The 20,728-nt window shown below is 55.4% G+C and carries 16 protein-coding genes; 12 read left to right on the forward strand and 4 right to left on the reverse strand.

The features are described from left to right. The first annotated feature begins 229 nt into the window (after nt 1–229). Entirely contained in the window at nt 230–574 is a 345-nt protein-coding gene (locus D7M11_RS08725) for a hypothetical protein (RefSeq protein WP_120746817.1), read from the forward strand. A gap of 218 nt (nt 575–792) precedes the next feature. After that, entirely contained in the window at nt 793–1,650 is an 858-nt protein-coding gene (locus D7M11_RS08730; protein ID WP_120747032.1) for a YitT family protein, read from the forward strand. Between the two features lie 237 nt (nt 1,651–1,887). Here D7M11_RS08730 and D7M11_RS08735 read toward each other — a convergent pair whose 3' ends face one another. Then, nucleotides 1,888–2,703 carry a helix-turn-helix domain-containing protein gene (locus D7M11_RS08735; protein ID WP_120746818.1) on the reverse strand — a complete coding sequence of 272 codons (816 nt, stop codon included), beginning with the start codon at nt 2,701–2,703 and terminating at the stop codon, nt 1,888–1,890. Between the two features lie 105 nt (nt 2,704–2,808). Here D7M11_RS08735 and D7M11_RS08740 point away from each other — a divergent pair, with 105 nt between their 5' ends. From D7M11_RS08740 to D7M11_RS08770, 6 genes are all read left to right on the forward strand, one after another. Further along, complete coding sequence (locus D7M11_RS08740) at nt 2,809–4,629, forward strand: FAD-dependent oxidoreductase (RefSeq protein ID WP_205127041.1); 1,821 nt, start codon at nt 2,809–2,811, stop codon at nt 4,627–4,629. Between the two features lie 51 nt (nt 4,630–4,680). After that, nucleotides 4,681–6,003, forward strand: a complete 1,323-nt coding sequence (locus D7M11_RS08745; RefSeq protein ID WP_158606519.1) for an ABC transporter substrate-binding protein — start codon at nt 4,681–4,683, stop codon at nt 6,001–6,003. A 247-nt stretch (nt 6,004–6,250) separates the two neighbouring features. After that, entirely contained in the window at nt 6,251–7,138 is an 888-nt protein-coding gene (locus D7M11_RS08750) for a polysaccharide deacetylase family protein (RefSeq protein WP_120746820.1), read from the forward strand. A gap of 73 nt (nt 7,139–7,211) precedes the next feature. Next, nucleotides 7,212–7,781 (forward strand): RNA polymerase sigma factor, encoded by a 570-nt coding sequence (locus tag D7M11_RS08755; RefSeq protein WP_120746821.1) that lies wholly within the window; start codon nt 7,212–7,214, stop codon nt 7,779–7,781. Continuing rightward, on the forward strand, nt 7,778–9,298 hold the full coding sequence (locus tag D7M11_RS08760; protein ID WP_120746822.1) for a DUF4179 domain-containing protein: 1,521 nt from the start codon (nt 7,778–7,780) through the stop codon (nt 9,296–9,298). Before D7M11_RS08755 ends, D7M11_RS08760 begins: the two co-directional genes overlap by 4 nt. Nucleotides 9,299–9,508: 210 nt before the next feature. Further along, nucleotides 9,509–10,552 carry a phosphotransferase enzyme family protein gene (locus tag D7M11_RS08770; RefSeq protein ID WP_120746824.1) on the forward strand — a complete coding sequence of 348 codons (1,044 nt, stop codon included), beginning with the start codon at nt 9,509–9,511 and terminating at the stop codon, nt 10,550–10,552. 57 nt (nt 10,553–10,609) lie between these two features. Here D7M11_RS08770 and D7M11_RS08775 read toward each other — a convergent pair whose 3' ends face one another. From D7M11_RS08775 to D7M11_RS08785, 3 genes are all read right to left on the reverse strand, one after another. Continuing rightward, nucleotides 10,610–11,677 (reverse strand): S-adenosylmethionine:tRNA ribosyltransferase-isomerase, encoded by a 1,068-nt coding sequence (locus D7M11_RS08775; RefSeq protein ID WP_120746825.1) that lies wholly within the window; start codon nt 11,675–11,677, stop codon nt 10,610–10,612. Nucleotides 11,678–11,697: 20 nt separating this feature from the next. After that, a complete protein-coding gene (locus tag D7M11_RS08780) occupies nt 11,698–12,447 on the reverse strand; it encodes an SDR family NAD(P)-dependent oxidoreductase (protein ID WP_120746826.1) in 750 nt (249 codons plus the stop codon). A 139-nt stretch (nt 12,448–12,586) separates the two neighbouring features. Next, nucleotides 12,587–14,419, reverse strand: coding sequence for an FAD-dependent oxidoreductase (locus D7M11_RS08785; protein WP_158606520.1), 1,833 nt, complete (start codon nt 14,417–14,419; stop codon nt 12,587–12,589). Between the two features lie 226 nt (nt 14,420–14,645). Here D7M11_RS08785 and D7M11_RS08790 point away from each other — a divergent pair, with 226 nt between their 5' ends. From D7M11_RS08790 to D7M11_RS08805, 4 genes are all read left to right on the forward strand, one after another. Continuing rightward, on the forward strand, nt 14,646–16,904 hold the full coding sequence (locus tag D7M11_RS08790) for a helix-turn-helix domain-containing protein (protein WP_120746828.1): 2,259 nt from the start codon (nt 14,646–14,648) through the stop codon (nt 16,902–16,904). A 280-nt stretch (nt 16,905–17,184) separates the two neighbouring features. Beyond that, nucleotides 17,185–18,141: an ABC transporter permease gene (locus D7M11_RS08795; protein WP_120746829.1), complete on the forward strand. Its 957-nt coding sequence runs from the start codon at nt 17,185–17,187 to the stop codon at nt 18,139–18,141. 16 nt (nt 18,142–18,157) lie between these two features. After that, complete coding sequence (locus tag D7M11_RS08800; RefSeq protein WP_120746830.1) at nt 18,158–19,051, forward strand: carbohydrate ABC transporter permease; 894 nt, start codon at nt 18,158–18,160, stop codon at nt 19,049–19,051. Between the two features lie 72 nt (nt 19,052–19,123). Next, complete coding sequence (locus tag D7M11_RS08805; protein ID WP_120746831.1) at nt 19,124–20,719, forward strand: extracellular solute-binding protein; 1,596 nt, start codon at nt 19,124–19,126, stop codon at nt 20,717–20,719. Nucleotides 20,720–20,728 lie beyond the last annotated feature (9 nt).

The raw sequence follows: 20,728 nt of genomic DNA on the forward strand, positions 1-20,728 counted from the left end.
TCCGGTGCAGGGCGGCAAGCCTTGTACCGATGGTCCCGGGTTTTTTGCCGTTTTTTTTCGAATCGGTTCTCCGCCTTGCTGCCTTCAAATGTGACACAACAGGTGATATTCGGAGGAAAGCGGAGGGAAAGGTGTCATAAAGCACGTTTCATCCGAGTTAGCTTTGAAAATCGGGGGAATTTGTGGTATTATGGCAATACAGAGACGAAGACGGAGGAGGAGGAGCCTTATGATTGCGTATCGGACCTTTCGCAAACATATGAAGTTTATCGTGGCGTTCACCCTCCTCTGGGCATTCCTGATGCCGACGATCGAAACGGTCGTAACCCCCGTCTCCAGATCGATTCCCGCCGTATCCTCGGGAGCGACCGGCAATGTGGTCTCCGCTACGGTCAGCCCCAGCCTCGAAAAACCGGACGAAGCGGTTTTATGCGAAAGCTTCTCCATCCTATTTTTTACGTTATTGCCGGTACTTTCCGCGTATCGGCTCAGGCGAACCCGAGCCATTCCCCTCCTGATCAAAAGCTTGCTCCTGCGTCCGATCAAATTTACGTCCAAATATATCGCCGTTTAGCGATGTGCGGAAGATCGAGCGATCCAGGCGAATCCCATTCGCTCGCTGAGAATCCGTTTATGCCGCAATTACAGAGGCTTATTTGTCGTGCCGTTTGATTCGTCGCAGCGCGTCGGGGCGTTTATTAGTGAGCCCGTATGTTCGCAGACTGCCGCGAGAAAGCTACTGGGAGGTTACCGATGAAAACAGACACCGTACAGCTGCAAAAAACGCAGCCTATGCATACTCATATGACCCGCACGCAATTTGTGCAAAGAGTGTTGTTTCTGACGCTGGGGGCCGCGCTTTTTTCCGTCGGCCTGGAAATATTCCTTGTTCCGAACAATATTATCGACGGCGGCATTGTCGGCATATCAATTATCGTATCCGCCTTGTCCGGCTTGCCGCTCGGCATTTTCCTACTTGTTCTCAATTTGCCTTTCCTGTATCTCGGCTACAAGCAGATCGGCAAGACGTTCGCGCTGTCGACGCTGTATGCCGTATGCATCATGTCCGCGGGCACGTGGCTGCTTCATTCCGTCAATCCGCTTACGGACGATCCGCTGCTCGCCGCCGTTTTCGGAGGCATCATTCTCGGCGTTGGCGTAGGCATGGTCATCCGGTTCGGCGGATCGCTCGACGGGACCGAAATCGTTGCCATTCTCGTCACGAAAAAATCGCCGTTTTCGGTCGGCGAAATCGTCATGTTCTTCAACGTATTCATCTTGGCGAGCGCCGGCTTCGTTTTCGGCTGGGATCGCGCGATGTACTCGCTGATCGCTTACTTCATCGCCTACAAAATGATCGATATTATTATCGAGGGCTTCGACGAATCGAAATCGGTATGGATCATCAGCGAGAGGCACGACGTGATCGGCCAGGCGATCATTCAGCGGCTCGGCCGGGGCGTCACCTACCTGCACGGCGAGGGCGCCTTTACCGGCGGGGAGAAGCGGGTGATCTTCTGCGTCATCACGCGGCTGGAGGAAGCGAAGATGAAGTCGATCGTAGAAGAAGTCGACCCGACGGCTTTCCTCGCGGTCGGCAATATTCACGATGTGAAGGGCGGCCGCTTCAAGAAAAAAGATATTCACTAACGGCGCCGCGGCTCCGTTCGGAACTAGCAGATTACTCGCAAAAACAGCTCCGCAGCATCGGCATCGGCCGAGAGCGGGGCTGTTTTTTATTCCGCTAAGTCGCTTGGACAAGCTTGAAGAAAAGTATATGGAACTTGAGGGATTCCTGCATGTAACGAAACGGAATCCCATGATAGGATGAAGAGGAAGACAAGGAAAGGCAAAGAGAAGCCGGCTTCCGCAAGTGGGGAGCGGTTTTCAGACCCGGTAGGTCTGGCGGTACTCGGAAGGGCTGATCCGCATTTTTTGCGTAAACACGCGGCTGAAATAAAACCCGTTGTTGTATCCGCAACGCACTGCAATTTCGTCCAAGGTGAGCCGATTTTCGAGCAGCAGCTCGCGGGCTTTATCCAGCCGCAGCTCACTGACGTATTCGCTTGGATTGATGCCGTACATTTTGCGGAAGCGCCTGCTGAACTGGACCGTGCTTAGCCCGAGCGACGCAGCCAGCTGATTCAGGCTGATCGTTTCGAAAGCGCTTTCTTTAAGGATGGCGCAAGCTTTGATCATCAAAATGTCGACGGATACCGGGCGCGTATCGCGGCGCAGCGTATCGTGCTCCCAATCGAGCTGCTCCCACAGGTCGCGCAGCAAAAAGCTGCGGCGCGCTTTTCCGGCCGGATCGCTCGGCCTGGCGAGCATCGCCAGATAAGCATAAGTGGATGCGTAGCGGAGCTTGTCCCGTATCGTCGTTTTTCCGACAATGCCCGGCGCAAGCTGATCCTCCGAACGAATTTCGGCTTCGTCGGCGAACCAGGAGAAATAAAGGACGAGAAAGGAAGACGGACGGATCATGACCCGTTTAAGCGGAACGTTCGGCGGACAGAGCAGCAGGTCGCCCTTCTCGGCAATCCCTTCGCGCTTGTCGATCTCGAAGCGGAAGCTGCCGCCGCCTACGACGAATACGACCCAGTACGGGCTCTGGTCTTCGGGCTTCTCGAATTGCGCTTTATCGTTCCATACGGTCATCATCTGCACGATCGGGGCAAGCTCTCTCGGGCGATACGTTTGCATCCCTTTCACCGCCTTCAGTAGGATTCGCCTTTAAAGATACTTGATAACCAAGCAAAAATAAAGTGGCGTTTTATTTCCTAAACGCCGGGGAGGAACCATTCGACAATGGATATGGCAAGTGATAAGAAAAGACAGAGGATACAAACGCAATTGCTCGTCGCCGGCGGAGGGATGTCCGGTGTAGCTGCTGCGCTGGCTGCCTCCAGAAACGGCATCCGGACGGTGCTCGTGCAGGATCGTCCCGTGCTGGGTGGCAACGCTTCGTCGGAAATTCGCATGAACGTAAGCGGCAGCTCGGTCCGGGGCCGGGCTCTGGAGACGGAGTCGCGAGAAAGCGGCATCGTGGAGGAGATCATGCTGGAATGCGCCGTTCGCAATCCTCAGCGATGCGCGAACATGCTCGATCTGATCCTGTACGAAAAGTGCAGGGAGGAGCCGAATTTGACGCTGATGCTAAATGCGTGTGTCGTAGGCGTTCGTATGGACGGAAGCCGGATCGTGTCGGCGCTCGTGAACCGGGAAAGTACAGAGCATTTCTTCGATATCGAAGCCGAGCTGTTTGCGGACTGCACCGGCGATGGCCGGCTCGGCTTCGAGGTGGGAGCGCAGTATACGACGGGACGGGAAGCGGCGTCCGAGTACGGGGAATCATTCGCTTCGGATGACCGTGATGTCTACAGGCTCGGCTCCTCGCTACTGTTCACCACGAAGGACATGGGACGGCCGATGCCGTTCGTTCCGCCGAAATGGATCAGAAGGTTTACCGAGGAGGATCTTCGCTTCCGCTCGCACCCGACCTGGGAATACGGATACTGGTGGGTGGAGTATGGCGGGATGCGGGATACGATCAAGGACAACGAATCGATCCGCGACGAGCTGCTAGCGATTATGCTCGGGGTATGGGACCATATTAAGAACAGCGGGTTTCATCCCGAATCGGAAAATTGGGCGCTCGACTGGTTCGGATTCGTTCCCGGCAAGCGGGAATCGCGGCGGTTCATCGGGCAGCATATGCTGCGGCAAAGCGATCTGGAACAGGCGGTCGATTTCCCGGACACCGTCGCCTATGGGGGATGGTCGATGGACATTCATCATCCCGGCGGCATCGAGGCGACGAAGGAAAAGCCGAACATTCATCCGTACACGCCTTATATGTACGGCATTCCGCTGCGGTCGCTTGTAAGCACGAATATCGCCAATCTGCTTTTTGCCGGGCGCAACATATCGGCGACGCATGTCGCGTTTTCGAGTACGCGGGTAATGGCTACATGCGCTTTGATGGGGGAAGCGCTGGGCACTTATGCCGCGCTGGCGATCCGAGAAGGTAAGCCGGAAAACGGCTGGCGGGACGAAGAGCTCGTTGGGAAGGTGCAGCAGCAGCTCATCCGGCAAGGCGTCTTTTTGCCGGGCAAACAGCCAACCGACCGTAATTTGGCGGCTGAGGCAACGATAGCAGCATCGTCGGAGCAGGAGGGCGGAAGTGCCTCCCAGATCGTAGACGGTCACACCCGATCCGTTCACGGACTGCGAGGAGTACGGCCGGACTTGGCCGTTCCGGGGACGCACCGCTGGATGTCCGATCCGGCGGACAAGGCGCCGTGGCTGGAGCTGCGTTGGGAGCGCCCGATCGATTTGTCGCGCATCGTCATCGTGCTCGATACCGGGCTGCACCGCCATTTGGCGCTCACGCATTCGGATGCTCACCATGCGAAGATGGAATGGGGGCCGCAGCCGGAGACGCTTAAGGCATTCGACCTGCTGGCATCCTGCTCGGGACGTCTCGAACGGGTGGCGAGCGTGAAGGACAACTATCAGCGCCAGCTCGAATTCGCAGTCGATCTGCGCGGCGTTGATCTGCTACGATTGGAGGTGGTGGCGACCAACGGACTGGATCATGCACGGATTATGGAAATCCGCTGCGAGTAAGGAAGGACACTTGGATTTGTATTACCAAAACGGACAATCGGGGGGATTACCGTGAAACGTAAACAAAAGGTTACCGGCGCTACGGCTTTGCTGCTCGCCACGGCTTTACTCGCAGCTGCTTGCGGCAGCCAGTCGGGGAGTGCGGACGAGACGACGAAAAAAGACAAGGGGACAGGGGCCCCAGCCATAAGCGACGCGCCCGTCACGCTGACGGCTGCGATCGATTCGGTCATTATCGACCCGGCGCTTGAGAAGCTGATCAAGGACAAGCTGCAGAAGCAGCATCCGAACATTACGCTGAACATCATACAGCCGGTGAAAGGCTCGACTCTGGATGAGCTGATCGCGAGCGGCACCGTGCCGGATATCGTATTCACGTACAGCGGCCGTCTGACGGCGTTTCAGGAGAAGGGCATTTTGTACGACATCACCGAGCTGGTTAAGACGCATAAAGTCGACCTCAGCCGATTCGAGCCGCAGATGATCGCCGACACGAAGGTCGGCTCTCCTAACGGAGAGCTGTACGGCCTTCCTTACAGCCGCAATTTTCACGCCTTTTATTACAACAAGGACATTTTCGATAAATTCGGCGTTCCTTATCCGCAGGACGGCATGACGTGGGAGCAAATTCTCGAGCTGGCCAAAAAAGTGACGAGAAACGAAGGCGGCACGCAATATCGCGGCATTGATCCGGGCAGCGGCATTTCGTGGATTTATCAGCCGCTCGGCATCGAGGCGGACGACTACAAGACGGGCAAGGCGACGCTGAACAACGACAAGTGGAAGCGCGTGTTCGAACTGGTCAAGGCGATGTTTACGATTCCGGGCAACGAGCCGAGAGGGAACGCTATCGATAACTTCCTGAAGGAAAAAATACTCGCCATGATTATGTACACGAACATGTTCTCCCAGCTGGAAGGACCGACGAAGGAAGGGTTCAACTGGGACATCGCCCAGTATCCGAGCTACACGGAGCGGCCCAACATATACGGCAATGCCAGCGTTAACATTATGACGGTAACGAAAACAAGCAAATACAAGGATCAGGCGATGCAGGTGATCGAGGCGGCCATCTCCGACGACGTGCAGCTCGAAAGCTCTAGGCAGGGACGTATCTCGCCGCTGCTCAGTCCGCAAATTCAGGCGGAGTTCGGGCAAAACCTGGACATCTTGAAGGGCAAGCGGATCGCCAGCATTTTCAAAAGCAAGCCGGTGCCTTATCCGAACTCGTCGCCGTACCGGTCGAAGTCGGAAGCGATCGCGAAAACGTATTTTAACCAATATCTCGCGGGAACGATCGACGTCAACACGGCGCTCAGCAAAGGCGATGAGGAGATCAACAAAATGCTGCAAGCCGAGAAAGCGAAGCAATAACGGCAGGGATGTCGCGACGCGACGCCCGAACGTGTAACAGGATGACCGCAAGCCCGATGGGCTGCGGTCATTTTTGTTGCGGACCGGATCTGCTACGGCGGGTTGTGATTATGGTCCGGGGGGAGGCATCACGCCGATAAAGCTTATAGCAGGATCAATGAACCGTTCGGTTTCATTTGAACCGATTCCCCGTTCCTTTCGCCATACTTGATGAGCGCGCGCAACATGGTATGAGAGGCATAGGAACATGAGAACAAGTATCTGCTATTGGGCTTTGCTGGCGATCGTAGCCGTCTTGCTGACAGCGGCGATCGCGGAGACAAGCGCCAAACAATCCCTCGAAAGGAACGTGTATTACAAGGACAAAGCGCTTGTATTGGTGTATCATGATGTGAAGTCCGCGGCGGATGAGAGCGGATCTTTGCCAGCGGGCACCATAAGCGAGGAGCAATTGCAGGATCATCTGCGCATGCTCGCGGAGCGAGGGTTTCAAGTGATTGGCATGGAACTATTTGCGAAGTTCATGCTTGAAGGCAAACGTATACCGCCAAATGCGATCGTCCTTACGTTCGATGACGGCTACGAATCGTTCTACACAAATGCGGCCCCCGTACTGGGACAGTTCGGGGTGCCCGCATCGAACTTTATCATCGGTGTCTCTTCCGATTTGTATAATCCCGAGGCAGATCCGCATTTAAGCTGGGCGCAAATGCGTGAGCTAAAACGTCGCGGCATGGGGTTTTACAGCCATACGTACAATTTGCACCGAACCGTGCCGACCGATCGCGCCGGTTCGCGGCAGCCTGCGCTGACCGCACGAAAGTATATGGACAACTATCAGCGGAGCGAGTCCGAGGACGCATACCGCAAACGGGTCTTCAGCGATTTGACGTTTCTCGAGAAACGATTGCGCGAAGAGCTGGGCAGCCAGTCCGGGCTGCTCGCTTTTCCGTACGGCGCTTACGACGAAATAGCCGTCCAAGAGGCGCACAGCGCCGGGATCGAGCTTTTTTTCACGATTGAAGAAGGCAGCAATCGGCCGGGCACCCGGCTTGTCAAGCGACTCAATGCCGGTGAGCCTTATGTTACGTCTGAGGCACTATGGGGCATGCTGCAGCGTTACTTCGATAAATAATTTGCCGAATACATGAACCGAATGCCGGCTGCTTACGCCTATCCTATAGGAACAATAACAAAGGAGTGGCTTCATGGACTTGCAAGCGGAACGGAAATTGTGGGAGGAAGTCCGCGGCGGCAATAAAGAGGCGTTCCGGAGCTTGGCGAATTCGCTCATTCCGAAAGCTTACCGCACCGCTTATATGATGCTGCGGTCCAAGCATCTGGCTGAGGAAGCGGTGCAAAACGCGCTGATCGAGCTGTATGCCGCAATCATGAGCGGCCGGGACATCGTCCGTCCAAGCGGCTGGTTCAGCCGCCTGATTGCGCTTCGTTCGATCGACATCGCCCGCAAAGAGCAGAGCTATAAAATGAACATAGATATCGACGAGATGGATATTCAAGACGGTTCGGCTTCGCCGCTCGACGATTTGCTCCGCAAGGAGCAATCCGCGTTTCTGCTCGAGTCGATTATGGACTTGGAAGTGAACCAGCGCATCGTCGTAGGGCTATATTATTTTCAAGAGATGCAGATCGACGAAATCGCCGAGCTGCTCGGCATTAAGGAAGGCACGGTCAAGTCGCGGCTGTACCACGCCAGGCTGAAGCTTGGCGGCATGCTGGGCCGTGCACGGCCCCAAACGAAGGAGATTCCCGTATGAAACAAGAGACGGAAATGAGATTGAGGCTAAAGAAGGCTTTGGAGGACATTCCCGTGCCGGAATCGCTGTTCCGGTTTGCGGAGGAGCTTCCAGACAAATTTGAAAAGGGAGAATTTGTTGATCGTCCGACCGTGGCTGCGCCAAGACGCATCCGAAGACGCCGTCTCCCCGTTCTATATAAAAGCGCGGCGGCTGCACTTCTGGTGATCGCGACGCTGACGGCCGGTGTGAAAGTATCTCCGGCGTTCGCCTCGTTCGTAAAAGGGGTGCCCGTGCCCGGATTTGAACTTGCCGTCGATTGGCTGACTCAAGTCCGCGAGCGTGACGGCGTCCAAACGGCGCTGAACAACGGTTATACACCGATCGCGCCGGTTACTTGGCAGACGGGCGGTACGGTCATTACGATCAGCGATATATACTTGACGGACGAAGAGCTGCTGTTCAAAAGCTTTATCGCCAGCGACGACTTCGACGTAACCGATCCGCAAAGATCGGTTGACATTAAGATCCATCCGGGCAACCTCAGCGGAAGCGGATCGACAACGGCGGGGGCGATCGCGGCGACGACCGACGGAGGCGGGAAGCCGGTGCTGCAGGAGTCGTACAAATTCCAGCTGGCCGCGGGCATGGCCGAGGAATTTTTGCAGAAGGGCACCGAGCTTCGGCTGACGGTCATTGAGCATACGGCGGATCGGGCGGCGCGTCGCTCCGACTGGAAGGAGCTTGGTCAAATTGAGATTCCGATCGAGCCGGGCAAGCTGTTGCATAACCGCGTACTGGAACCGGACAGCCGCCTTGCAATAGGAGACCCCGATTTCGGCGAAATGCCGCTAAACAAGCTGACGATCCAGCCGACGACGATGAACGTCATTGTGCAGGGGCCAAAAGGCTGGCAGTTCGATTTCCCGCGGGATGACGAAACAGCGCCGTATTTGAAAGACGATAAGGGCCGCATATACCGATATGACCCTTCGGGGCCGGGACTGCTGCTGGAAGACGGGAAGCTGCAGCTTCCGTTTTCATCGTCCGTTTTCTTCGACCGAGATATTCGATCGCTTACGCTATATATCGGGAAAATGACGATAAGCGAGATGGAGCCGAGCGGGCGTGTCGAGCTGGCGATGGATGAGGCTTTTCCGAAATCGGTCCGATTCAAAAATCGGGAGCTTGTTATCGAGGGGGCCGACTACGACAGCCGCGGCTATCTGCATCTGAAAATGAAAAAGGACCGCCCCGGGCAAACGTCGCTCGAAGGCGTATCGTTCGATATAGCCGAGAAAGAGGATTTGAGCGGGGAATGGGAACAAGAAAGATTGGAAGCCTACATCCGCAAAACCAAAGAGGATCGGGAAGCGTTCCTTGTGAGCGGATTCGGCATAGCCGAAGATTACTTGAACAAGCCGCACCTGGATGTCTACATTCCGGCTCCCCGACTGGAGCGCTATACGATCGAGTTGTCCCGTTCGGGAGACACGATCGATGTCGGCAGATCGTATCCGATCGCGATCAAGCCTTAGCCGCATTTTGGGCCGACTGAGTAAAGTTCAAAAAACGGAAATAACGGTACCGGCCGAAGCCGGGCTGGGCAAACGGCGCACGAAGCCGCAGCCGGCTCGCTTCGGCTTATTTATGTCGGCGAACTTAAAAAGGTATGTAAAAACCAGCTATAATAAATAAAGAAAGAGTCAGGAAGGTCCCATAATCGCTGATGAAAGAAGGGGAAGCCAGTGAAAGACGAACGCGAAAACATGGAGACCCGGGAGGCGCTGAACGCTTACGGGTTCCCGCCGGATACAGCGGTCGAACCGCTTTTTGGCGGCACGGCCAATCGCAATTACACAGTCCGCCATGACGGGCGGACGTTCATCCTGCGCAGACGCAGCGCCAAATATAGCGGTGACGGATGGCTTGACTACGAGGAGCAATATTTGCTGCACATGGAAAGCGCCGCCCTTCCCGTTCCCGTTCCGCTGCCGACAGTGGGCGGCTCGCGGCGATGCAGGATGGTAGAGGCGACGTTTCAGCTGTTTCCGTATATGGGCGGAGAGGCGTATGAGCCGTTAAGAACCGGGCAGCTCGAAAGGGCCGGAGCGATGCTCGGCCGTTTGCACCGGGCGGCTGTGGGATTTCGCCCGTCTGTCCGTAAGCCGCTTCCGCGTTTTGACGATCCGGCCGCAACGGCGGAAGCGCTCCGACGTGTTTTACTGGGCGACAGAGGAATGACCGCGTCTGAACGGCTCACGATCGAACTCATGCTGGAGCGGGCCGAGAGATTATGCCGCGAGCTTCCGGACGAAGCGTATGACCGGTTGCCGCATACAATCGTCCACGGCGACTTTCATCCCGCCAACGTCGCATTCCGGGGGGATGCCGTAAGCGCTGTATACGATTTCGACTGGATTTGCGAGCAGCCCCGGCTGCGCGACATCGCCGACCTGGTCATATACTTCGCCGCGCTGCGCGCCGGACCGCTGGATGGCGGCAGCATTTATTCGCTCGTGCAGAGCTGTACGTTCGACTTCGAGCGGGCGATCGCGGCGCTGTGTGCGTATACGCGCGAGGCGGGGGAAGTTTTGACCGAAGCGGAAGCGGCCGTCCTCCCTGACTTGATGGCTGCAAGGCTGCTGCACAGCCGTGTGCAGGCGCTGGCGAAGGTTCCGCCGGAGCGGTCGGTCGGCGTACTGACCGGCGGCATCGAAGGGCCGCTGAAGTGGCTGGACGACAACCGCGATGCGCTTGCAGAGGCAATTCTCGCTATCAAAGGACGCTAGCACCCGGCAGCTACTGTCCCGCATCCGTCTGCCCCACCACGGGCCTGCGCGAAACCGTTACAGCATCAGGTGCACGTCTCCGAATTCATGCCACAGATAACCCGCCCGGATTGCTTCATCGTAGGCGCGCCCGAGCTCTTCTAGGCCGATGAACGCCGACAGCATATGCAGATGGCTCGCCTCAGGCTCGTGGAAGCCGCTGATTAGGCCATCAGTCACCCGCAGCGGGTACGATTCGTTGATATACAACGACGTCTGCCCGGCTCCGGCCTGCACGCCATCCGGCCCCGCCGCCGCTTCCAGGCAGCGGACGACGGTCGTTCCAACCGCGATGATGCGTCCTCCGTCCGACTTGGAGCGGTTGATCGCTTCCGCCGCCTCTAGGGAGACGGCGTACGATTCGGCATTCTGCGCCGGATCGAGCCGGAAGCCGTACAAGTAGGACAGTCCTGTATGCAGCTGCACGTAAGCGATGCGAACTCCTCGGAGCCGCAAGCCGAACAGCAGCTCCCAGCTGAACGCGCGCCCGGCGGACGGCATCTCGACCGAGCCCGGAACCGTTCCGTATACGGTCTGGTAATAATCGAGCTGCCACGGCCGCTCCGTATATTCGTAGCGGATCGGCTCCCCGAGCTCGTAAAACGCGCCAAACAGGTCGGGACCGGCCATGTTGAAGTGCAGCGTGGCGAATGCGCTGCCCGCGCGCCGCTCCACTGTTGCGGTAAGTGTAGAAGCGAAGCGAAGCGTTTCGCCTGCATAGAGTTTGGCGGGAGAGGGAAGCGAGAGGAGGCTGCTGTTTGCCGCCTCCGTCTCCAGCAGAAGCGCTTCCCAGACGCCGTCGCTTATCTGCTTAGCCAGACGCACCTCCACCGTATCTATATAAGTGTCGCCAGCGAAACGGCGCGCCTTCAGCGAAGCGGGAATCGTCCGGCTTTCGTTCAGAACGAGACAGTCTCCGGGCCGCAGATGGTCGGCCAGCCGGTGAAAGCTTGAATGGCGGAGCTCGCCGCCGGCCCGGGATTGGACGAGCAGCCGTACGCGGTCTCTGCGCACGCCCCGTCTTTCCGGCGGGGCGCCGGCATTGCGATCTACTGGCAGCTCAAATGTATAGGACGCTGCTTCCATGATGGTTCACCTCCTTAGGGCTATACGCCGGCTTCTTCCTCGTCTCCGCTGCGAAACGTCTGCGCTTCGAAGCGGCGGCCGTTTATCGCTTTGGCTTCATCCGAAGCCAAGTACAGAAATACTTCCGTTACCTCGTCCGGCTCGGCTAGCGCATAGTCGCAGTCCGGCACAGCCAGCGCGTGCATGTCGGTGTTCATCTCGCCCGGATCGACCATATTAACCGTAACGCCCGTACCTTCCACTTCCGCAGCCCACGTCTCGGTCATGCCCTCCACTGCAAACTTGGAGATGCCGTACGCGCCCCATCCCGCATAACCGGTGCTTCCCGCCTCCGAGGTTACATGGATGACCGAGCCGCTTCCCCGGCGAAGCATACCGGCGATGACGCGGCGGGTGACGAGGAAGGTGCCGACCGCATTCACTCGCAGTACCTCTGCGAAATCGTCCTCGGGATAGTCAAGCAGCATAGGCATCGGGCTCGGGCCGAGCGCCGAAGCGTTGTTGATCAGGACGTCGATGCGGCCGAACTCGTGCTCCGTCAGCGCAACGAACCGTTCGACGTCGCGCGCCGAGGCAATGTCCGCGACTGCGGTTAACACGGAAGCCGCCCCCTTATCATCGGCCTCGCGTTTGACGGCTTCAAGGCCGGCCGCGCCTCGAGCGCACAAGGCTAGCTTCGCTCCTTGCGAGGCAAACGCCAGGGCGAGCGATCTGCCGAGCCCTTTGGAAGCTCCCGTTATCATGACAACTTGCGGTTTTTGCCTGTTCATAGTGATCCCTCGCTTTTTTAAATAAACTTTATATACTAAAATGTATGTTAAGTAAGTTGGTTTTATTATATGCACACATCGCAATGAAAGCAATACTTATTTTGGAATTATTTTAATTAAAAAAACACCCTCCACGCTTTCAAAGCGCAGGGGGTGCCGTTTCATCGCTATAGATGGTTATAACCCGATTTTTATTATCCCAATACGTCTTATATCCGAACAGATCGCTGATCTCGCGCAGGTTGATGAGCACCCGGTTGTTCAGAATATGAATCGGGGCTACGATCGTCCGCAGCCGGCCGGGATCGTTCACCTGCGTGTAGCGGATCTCCCCGCGGTCCAGATCGATCCGTATGTTACGCGCTCCGAATGCAGTGAGTAGCTCCTCCACAGGCGTCCACGTCTTACCGTCGACGATCACCGGCTTGTGCGCCGTAAATTTGACTTCTTCGTTATTGTAATAGACGCGGATGAAGGGCAGCGTGCGCGCCTGATTTTGGTTCGCAAGCAGCGTAATATGCCCGGCATTCAGCTCAGCAATGTCCTCAGGAGACATGCCCTCGATTTTGCTTACTCCTTTGCCCGGCTGCAGCTCGACGCCGTATTTGTCGCGCATCTCCTGTTGGAAGCTGTTCATGATGTCCGGCGTTACCTGCTTCAGCCCGATTCCCGTATGCTCGAGACGGGCGAGCAGTACGCCGATGCTTTCCGCTGCGAGAGCCCCGTTAGGCTGGATACGCGCGCTCCCGTAGGCAACCGGCGTGGCGCCGACCAGCTTGCCGGTGAGAATCACGTTGTCCGTCTCCTTCAGCAAGTAGCTGCGGAGCGGCATGCCGTATCGGTCCGGGCGGCCGATGGCGAATCCTTCGCGGTTGGAGCGCGAGCCCTGAATATCGATGAAATAGCCGCCGACGCTGACGTTGTCCCAGAACATCTCGCCGCCGAGCAGGTCAGATGCCTCCAGCGTATACTCGGTCGGGTAATGATTGTATTCGCGGACGTACAAATATTCCGGCTCGCCGTTCAGCTCGAGATTTTGGAAGCCGGTAATATGCTGCTTCAAATGATCGCGGATGCGCGGCATTTCTTCGCGGGCGTAAGCCATAGCCTTTTCCACGGTCGCTGGATCGCTCGGATCCACGTCGTATACCTGAAGGGCGTTGATAATAATATCTCCATCTTTTTGGTTCAGGATGTTCAGCCCGCGCAGATTGACCTTGTCCGGGTTTTTCGGCTCGTAGCGGGCGACGATCGGCGGGAAGCCGTAGGCAATATTGGCGTCCACATATGTTTCCGGGCCGTACAGTGTCATGCGCTCCGCTTTGTTCATTTTCCAGAACGAGCCATAAAACGATTGCCAGTCGACGCCTTTAAACTTCATCATATAGGTGGCGCTCATATATTCTTTTTCCGGATTTTGGTAAAGCGCTTCCAAGCCGGGCAAACGTTCGACGCCAAGCAGGTTGACGAGAGCGCCGTTATCGGTATTGTCCACGAAATAATCGGCCTCGATCGTTTGTGCCCTGCCTTTGTCGTTCGTATAGGTGAGCGACCGGACGGCCCCGTTCTCGCGGCTGGCCGCAGTCAGCTTCGCTTGTTTGACGATCCGTATAGGCTTGGTCAGCGACCCGAAATAGTTCTCGAAATCGCCAAGCTTGCGTATTTGTCCTGCATAATAATCATGGAAAAGCTGCTTGATCGAGCCCTGAACGAGCGAATTGCCCTTGTCGTCGAACGTCTCGTCGAGATACAGCATTTCGCCGAGGAGCAGTTGTCCTCCGACCTTCTCCTCCGGCTCGAGTACGGTGACCTTCAGGCCGAGATCGTGCGCCCGTCTGGCCATGTACATCCCTTCGAGCTCCGTGCCGATGATGACGAGATCCGCTTTCTTGTCCGTCATAAACCGGTAGCCGGCCACGATGATAAGTGCCGCGAAGGCAAGCAGTGTACCAAGCCATACTTTCTTCTTCACTAGATGCAACTCCTTGGCGACGAATACGACGAAAGTAATATAGCGGTCGTTACAGCCTCTATTGTACGGTAAAACGGGAAGCCCGGCAACGGGGGACGAGTCCGGTACAGGGTAATCGCTATCCAGGGTTTTGAGGGCGAGATTACGGCCGCCGGTTTTACTAAAACGAAAGTTTGCGCTTATAATAGAAACATCGACAAAAACAGACAAAAAGGAGGGCAGCCTTTTGAAATCAAGCCTAAGCCGTTCCCGCTTGTTCAAGCAAATCTTTTTGTCGCACGTGCTCATATTCGCGATCCCGTTCCTTATTTTGAGCGTTGTCGTTTATTACAATGCGGTCGTCAAGTTCAAAAGCGAAATCGAGTCGTCCAATATGTACAAGCTTAATCAGGTTATGAACTCGTTCGACTTGCTGGCCAAAGGGTTGGACAATACGGCGGCGCGTTTGTCGATCGATTCGAAGCTGACGCCATTCATGGTGAAGAACGGCACGTACAAGGAAATCGAAGCGATCGAGGAGCTTGGCAAGTATAAGGCGAACAACGCGATCGTCGATGAGCTGACGCTGTATTTCCACGGCGATACGCAGCTGTATACATCGGGCGGGCTGAACTCGTTCGATACGTTTACGCAGCGTACGTTTCAGTTCACGGATATGGACTCGGCGAGCCTAATGAAGATGATGAACGAGCTGCAGCTAGCGAAAATTCAGCGGATGGACACCCGCATATCCGGAAGCGAAGGGAAGCAGACGATGCTCGCCTTTATGTTTCCAATTCCGCGCAACAGCCAGTCGCCTTACGGCACGGTTGTTTTCTTCGTGCGCGAGCGGGTGCTGGCCGATCTGGTCGGACCGATACTCGGTGATTTTCATGGAAGTGTTTACATCTCTGACGCACAAAACAACGTCATCGTCTCCAACAGCCGCGAATCGAAGCTGGCCGGAGCGGATGCGAAGCAGTTTCTCGCGCAGAACGACGAGCAGGGCATCCATGACGTTTCGTTTCAAGGAGAGCGCTATTCGCTCATGAATGTAAAGTCCGGCATTACCGGCTGGTCCTACGTTGCGGCGATGCCGACAAGCCAGTTTCTTGGCCGCGTTCTCGAAATGCGGACTTTTATCCTGCTTGTATGTCTTGCGGTCGTCGTGGTAGGCATCGGCATCGCGATGCTGCTGTCGTCGCGCCAGTACCGGCCGATCCGCAGCATTGCGGATCACGTCCGCACGCTGCAGGGCGGTACCGCCACGGAGGCAGGGCGCAAAGTTAGCGAGCTCGATCTGATCCGCGATTCGGTCCGGGCGACCGAGCATTTAATGGAACAGATCGATTTGCAGCGGCCGATCATCCGCGAGCAGTTTTTCGTGAAGCTGCTGGCCGGCGCATTCCAGAACCGGCAGGAGCTGGACGCTTTTATTGCCCGGGAAAAGTTCGAGTTCGCGGGAACGACCTGGTTCGTGGCCGTTGCTTCGGTAGGCGGGGGCGAGTATATATCCACGCAAAGCCGGGAGGAGCTGCTCCGTGTATTAACCGATGCGGATTTGCCGCACGCGGAGCGCTACGGGGTCGAGATGATTCAGGACAACGCGATCGTTATGCTCGTAGGCACAGAGGCGGGCTTCGACTGCACCCGTGTCTACCAGGAGGAAGCCGTTCGGGATATAGCGGGCTTGTTCGAGCAGTGCAGCGGCATTCGTCCCTCGATTGGAGTCGGCAACCCGGTAACAGAGCTGCTTTATGTCAACCGGTCCTATATCGAGGCGTCGGCGGCGATCGAATACAGCGTCCGCGGGCGAAAGGGCGACATCATCTTCTTCGATCAGATCTCGCAGCTTCAGGATAGCAGTGACTGGTATTCCGTGGAGGAGCAGATCCGGCTCGTACAGAGCATGAAGCAGGGCAACAAGGAGGCGGCGAAAGCTTCGCTGCAAACGCTGCTCGGCGATCTGAAGGGCAAGGAAGTATCGCTGTTTTACTTGCGCTGCATGTGCTTCGATCTGATCAATACGTTTTTGCGGACGATGAACGAGCTGCAGCTCACAATCCAGCCGGAGCACCGGCAGATGCTTACCGAATTTACGTCGCTCGAACAGCTCGGCAAAGGAATGTACGGGTTGATCGGCGATATTTGCGACCACGCGAACGCCAGCAAGGAAAACAAAAACAGTGAGCTCGGACGCGATATTTTGAGCTATATCGGCGACAATTTCAAGCTGTACGATCTTAATCTGGAAAAAATATCCGATCATTTCCAGATGTCGCTGTCGTACTTCAGCCGTTTCATGAAGGAACAGACCGGCTATACGTTTACGGAATACGTCACCCAGCTGCGGATGGAGGAAGTGAAACGCCTCCTGCGGACTACGGATATTGCAATCAAGGATATTATCGCCAGTGTCGGTTATTCGGACGTACCTAATTTTATGCGAAAATTCAAAAATTCAGAAGGGATTACGCTCGGACAATACCGCAAGCTTAACACTTAAAGCTTCGGTATTCGTTCGTTTGAGCCCGATCCGATTGTCCTGCCCAGAGGCCACTTCTAAACGGAAGTGTACCGGGGCAGGTCTTTTTTTGTACCAAATGTTCCTTTCAAAAAAAACAACAATCGCCGCAAGAAATACATATCCGTGCCCCGGATGCCTTGAACCGTGCGGGATTGTCAAATGCAACAAGCTCGAAACACGAACTACAAATTTACGATAGCGCTAACTCAGGGTTAACATAAACTCCATAAACCGCGAGTAGTTGGGGGGAACGAAAGACATGGCAGTCAAGACGGAGCGGGCAGCTCCGGAGCTATCGAAACAAACGGGGCGGCGCAGAGGATGGAAGTCGATTCGTAAAAATTGGGAGCTATATTTGTTCGTTTTGCCGACGATGGCGTACTTTATTATTTTCCATTACTTTCCGATGTACGGCGTGCAGATCGCTTTCCGCGATTATACGCCCAGTCTTGGAATTTGGGGTAGTCCTTGGGTCGGCCTGGAGCATTTGAAACGGTTTTTCGATTCATACTATTTTTGGACGCTGATCAAAAATACGCTCGGCATCAGCTTGTACGAGCTGGTCGTCGGCTTTCCCGTTCCGATTCTGCTGGCGCTGGCGCTGAACGAGCTGCGCGACGGTGCGTTCAAAAAATGGGTGCAAACTGTAACGTATGCCCCGCACTTCATCTCGGTTGTCGTTATGGCCGGTATGATTATCGCTTTCACTTCCCCGGGTTCGGGGCTTATCAACCTGGCGATCAAGGCGTTTGGCGGCGAACCGGTGCCGTTTCTGACCGAGCCGGGTTGGTTCAAGTCGGTATTCGTCTTATCCGGCGTATGGCAGAGCATGGGCTGGGGCACGATCATTTATTTGGCCGCACTCGCGGGTGTCGATCCGCAGCAGCATGAAGCGGCGATGATTGACGGCGCTACGCGGTTTCAGCGGGTATGGCACATCAATTTGCCGAGTATTGTGCCGACGATGGTCATTTTGCTCATTCTGAACGTGGGCAGCTTCATGTCCGTCGGCTTCGAAAAAGTATTTTTGCTGCAAAATCCGCTCAACCTGGAATCGTCCGACGTTATTTCCACTTACGTATACCGGAGCGGTCTTGTGCAAGGACAGTTCAGTTTTTCGGCGGCGATCGGTCTGTTCAACTCGGTCATCAACTTCATTTTGCTGCTCACGGTCAACCGGATTGCCAAAAGGTTGAACGAAACGAGCTTGTGGTAAGGGAAGGTGGTCAACAATGAATAGAGAAGCTTTGTCGGACCGGATATTCGGCGCCTTTAACAAACTGTTTTTGTTCGCCATTCTCATTATCGTCCTATATCCGATCGTTTATGTAGTCAGCGCCTCGATCAGCGATCCGGTCTATGTGAACCAGGGCCAGATGTGGCTGTTTCCGAAAGGAATCACGTTCGAGGGCTATCAACGCGTCTTTCAAAATCCGGAAATCTGGATCGGATACCGCAACACGATCATGTACACGGTGCTCGGCACGTTTATCAACCTGCTGTTCACAATTCCGGGCGCTTACGCCTTATCGCGCAAAGATTTGAAGGGGCGCGGCGTCATGATGGGACTGATCGTATTTACGATGTTTTTCGGCGGCGGTCTGATTCCGACCTTCCTGCTTGTCAGCAATCTCGGCATGCTGAATACGGTTTGGGCGCTTGTAATCCCTAATGCGGTTGCCGTTTTCAACCTGATCATATGCCGTACCTTCTTCCAGACGAATATTCCGCGGGAGCTTCAAGAGTCGGCGGAAATCGACGGCTGCTCGAATACGATGCTGTTTGTTAAAATCGTGCTGCCGCTGTCCGCGCCGATTATCGCGGTAATGGCGCTGTATTACGGCGTAGCCCACTGGAACAGCTACTTTAGCGCGATCATTTACCTGAAGGACAGAAGCTTGTACCCGCTTCAACTTATCCTGCGCGAAATTCTCGTACAAAACCAGATGAGCGACACGATGATGATGACCGGGGACGATATGGAAGCGATGGCCAAGCAGGCGAGAATCGCCGACATTATCAAATATGCGGTCATGATCGTATCGAGCTTGCCGATCATTGTTGTGTACCCGTTCATGCAGCGTTTTTTCATGAAAGGCGTGTTAATCGGTTCCGTCAAAGGCTGACGGGAACGGTTCACATATACTAGGAATCATCTTATACAAATAACCTTGCAAAAAGGGAAGGGGAAAACGAAGATGAAGAAATGGCTTCAAGTAAGCATGGTTACCGCAGTAAGCGGCGCTGTTCTGCTCGCAGGCTGCTCCGGCAAAACGAACGAGGCTCCGAAAACGGAAGGCAGCGGAGCGCCGAAAAATTTCAATGCCGAAAACTATCCGATCGTCAACGACAAAATTACGCTGAACATGATGGGCGCGAAAGCGGCGATTCACGGTCCTTGGAACGAAATGGCGCTGTTCAAGGAAATGGAAAAAATGACGAACATTCATTTCGAGTTCAACACGCCTCCGGCCGCGAACTACCAGGAAGCGAAAAACCTCGCGTTTGCGAGCCGTCAGCTGCCGGACGTATTCTTCAACGCGGGACTGACTCCCGACGACGAAGTAACCTACGGAAGCCAAGGCTACCTGATCCCGCTCGAAGGGCTGATCGAGAAGTACGCACCTAACTTCAAGAAGCGGATGGAAGCGAACCCGGATATCAAAAAATCGATTACGGCTATGGACGGACATATTTACTCGCTGCCGCTGATCATCGACCAGCCGCGCGCCTTCGTGCCGAACCGGTTCTGGATCAACGGCGAGTGGATGGAAAGCCTCGGCATCACGAAAGTGCCGCAAACGACGGACGAGCTGTACGAGCTGCTCAAGGCGTTCAAAAACGGCGACCCGAACAAAAACGGCAAAGCCGACGAAATTCCAATGTCCAACGTCAAGCTGAACAACTTCGACGGCGTCCTGCTTCCGGCATTCGGCCTGCTTGGCCGCGAGGTCGAGGTGAAGGACGGCAAAGTCCGCTACAACCCGGTTCAACCGAACTATAAGGAATATTTGGCCTACCTGAACAAGCTGTTCTCGGAAAAGCTGCTCGATGGCGAAATGTTCGTGCAAACGTCGCAGCAAATGGCCGCCAAAGGCAACAGCAATCAGCTCGGCGTATTCGCCGGCTCGGCTCCGGACCTCGTGCTGAAAGTAGCGAAGCCGGAAGACAACCTGAAGCACCCGATGCTCGGACCTCTGACGAGCCCGGTGAGCAGCGAGAAGCTTGCCCTTCGCGCCTCGAACATTCGCCGCGGTACGTTCGCGATCACGAATCAGAACAAAAACCCGGAAGCGACGATCCGTTGGGTCGACTACCTGTACTCGGACGAAGGAAGCCGTCTCGGATTCCTCGGCAACAGCTACAAATGGCTCGACGACGCGAAAACAAAATGGACGTTCGTATCTCCGGAAGGCGTCAACGCCGAAGAATACCGCGGCAAGCTGACTCCGGACGTAGGCGGACAACTGCCGCTCATCAAGGAAAGAGATTTCGACTCGAAGCGGGATAACGGCAAAGCGCCGGATTACAACAAGATGGTGCTCGATAAGCTCGATCCTTTCGCGAAACGCGATTATCCGGACGTATACTTCAGCAACGAAGAGCAAAAACGTCTGAACGTCGTTAAAACCGACATCAAAACGTACGTCGACCAAATGGAAGCGAAATTCATCGTCGGTCAAGAGCCGCTGACGAAATGGGACGACTATGTGAATACGATCAAAAAGATGGGCCTCGACGAGATGCTGAAAATTTACCAAGACGCTTACGATCGCTGGAACAAAACCAAATAAATCGCTTAA

It is taken from the genome of Paenibacillus ginsengarvi (assembly GCF_003626695.1).
Classification (GTDB): domain Bacteria; phylum Bacillota; class Bacilli; order Paenibacillales; family NBRC-103111; genus Paenibacillus_AB; species Paenibacillus_AB ginsengarvi.

What these genes read in the sequence shown, in the direction of transcription:
- D7M11_RS08750 (WP_120746820.1), top strand. Translation starts at nt 6,251, where the DNA reads ATGAGAACAAGTATCTGCTATTGGGCTTTGCTGGCGATCGTAGCCGTC.
- D7M11_RS08795 (WP_120746829.1), top strand. Translation starts at nt 17,185, where the DNA reads ATGGCAGTCAAGACGGAGCGGGCAGCTCCGGAGCTATCGAAACAAACG.
- D7M11_RS08800 (WP_120746830.1), top strand. Translation starts at nt 18,158, where the DNA reads ATGAATAGAGAAGCTTTGTCGGACCGGATATTCGGCGCCTTTAACAAA.
- D7M11_RS08740 (WP_205127041.1), top strand. Translation starts at nt 2,809, where the DNA reads ATGGATATGGCAAGTGATAAGAAAAGACAGAGGATACAAACGCAATTG.
- D7M11_RS08805 (WP_120746831.1), top strand. Translation starts at nt 19,124, where the DNA reads ATGAAGAAATGGCTTCAAGTAAGCATGGTTACCGCAGTAAGCGGCGCT.
- D7M11_RS08735 (WP_120746818.1), bottom strand. Translation starts at nt 2,703, where the DNA reads ATGCAAACGTATCGCCCGAGAGAGCTTGCCCCGATCGTGCAGATGATG.
- D7M11_RS08725 (WP_120746817.1), top strand. Translation starts at nt 230, where the DNA reads ATGATTGCGTATCGGACCTTTCGCAAACATATGAAGTTTATCGTGGCG.
- D7M11_RS08755 (WP_120746821.1), top strand. Translation starts at nt 7,212, where the DNA reads ATGGACTTGCAAGCGGAACGGAAATTGTGGGAGGAAGTCCGCGGCGGC.
- D7M11_RS08760 (WP_120746822.1), top strand. Translation starts at nt 7,778, where the DNA reads ATGAAACAAGAGACGGAAATGAGATTGAGGCTAAAGAAGGCTTTGGAG.
- D7M11_RS08775 (WP_120746825.1), bottom strand. Translation starts at nt 11,677, where the DNA reads ATGGAAGCAGCGTCCTATACATTTGAGCTGCCAGTAGATCGCAATGCC.
- D7M11_RS08730 (WP_120747032.1), top strand. Translation starts at nt 793, where the DNA reads ATGCATACTCATATGACCCGCACGCAATTTGTGCAAAGAGTGTTGTTT.
- D7M11_RS08780 (WP_120746826.1), bottom strand. Translation starts at nt 12,447, where the DNA reads ATGAACAGGCAAAAACCGCAAGTTGTCATGATAACGGGAGCTTCCAAA.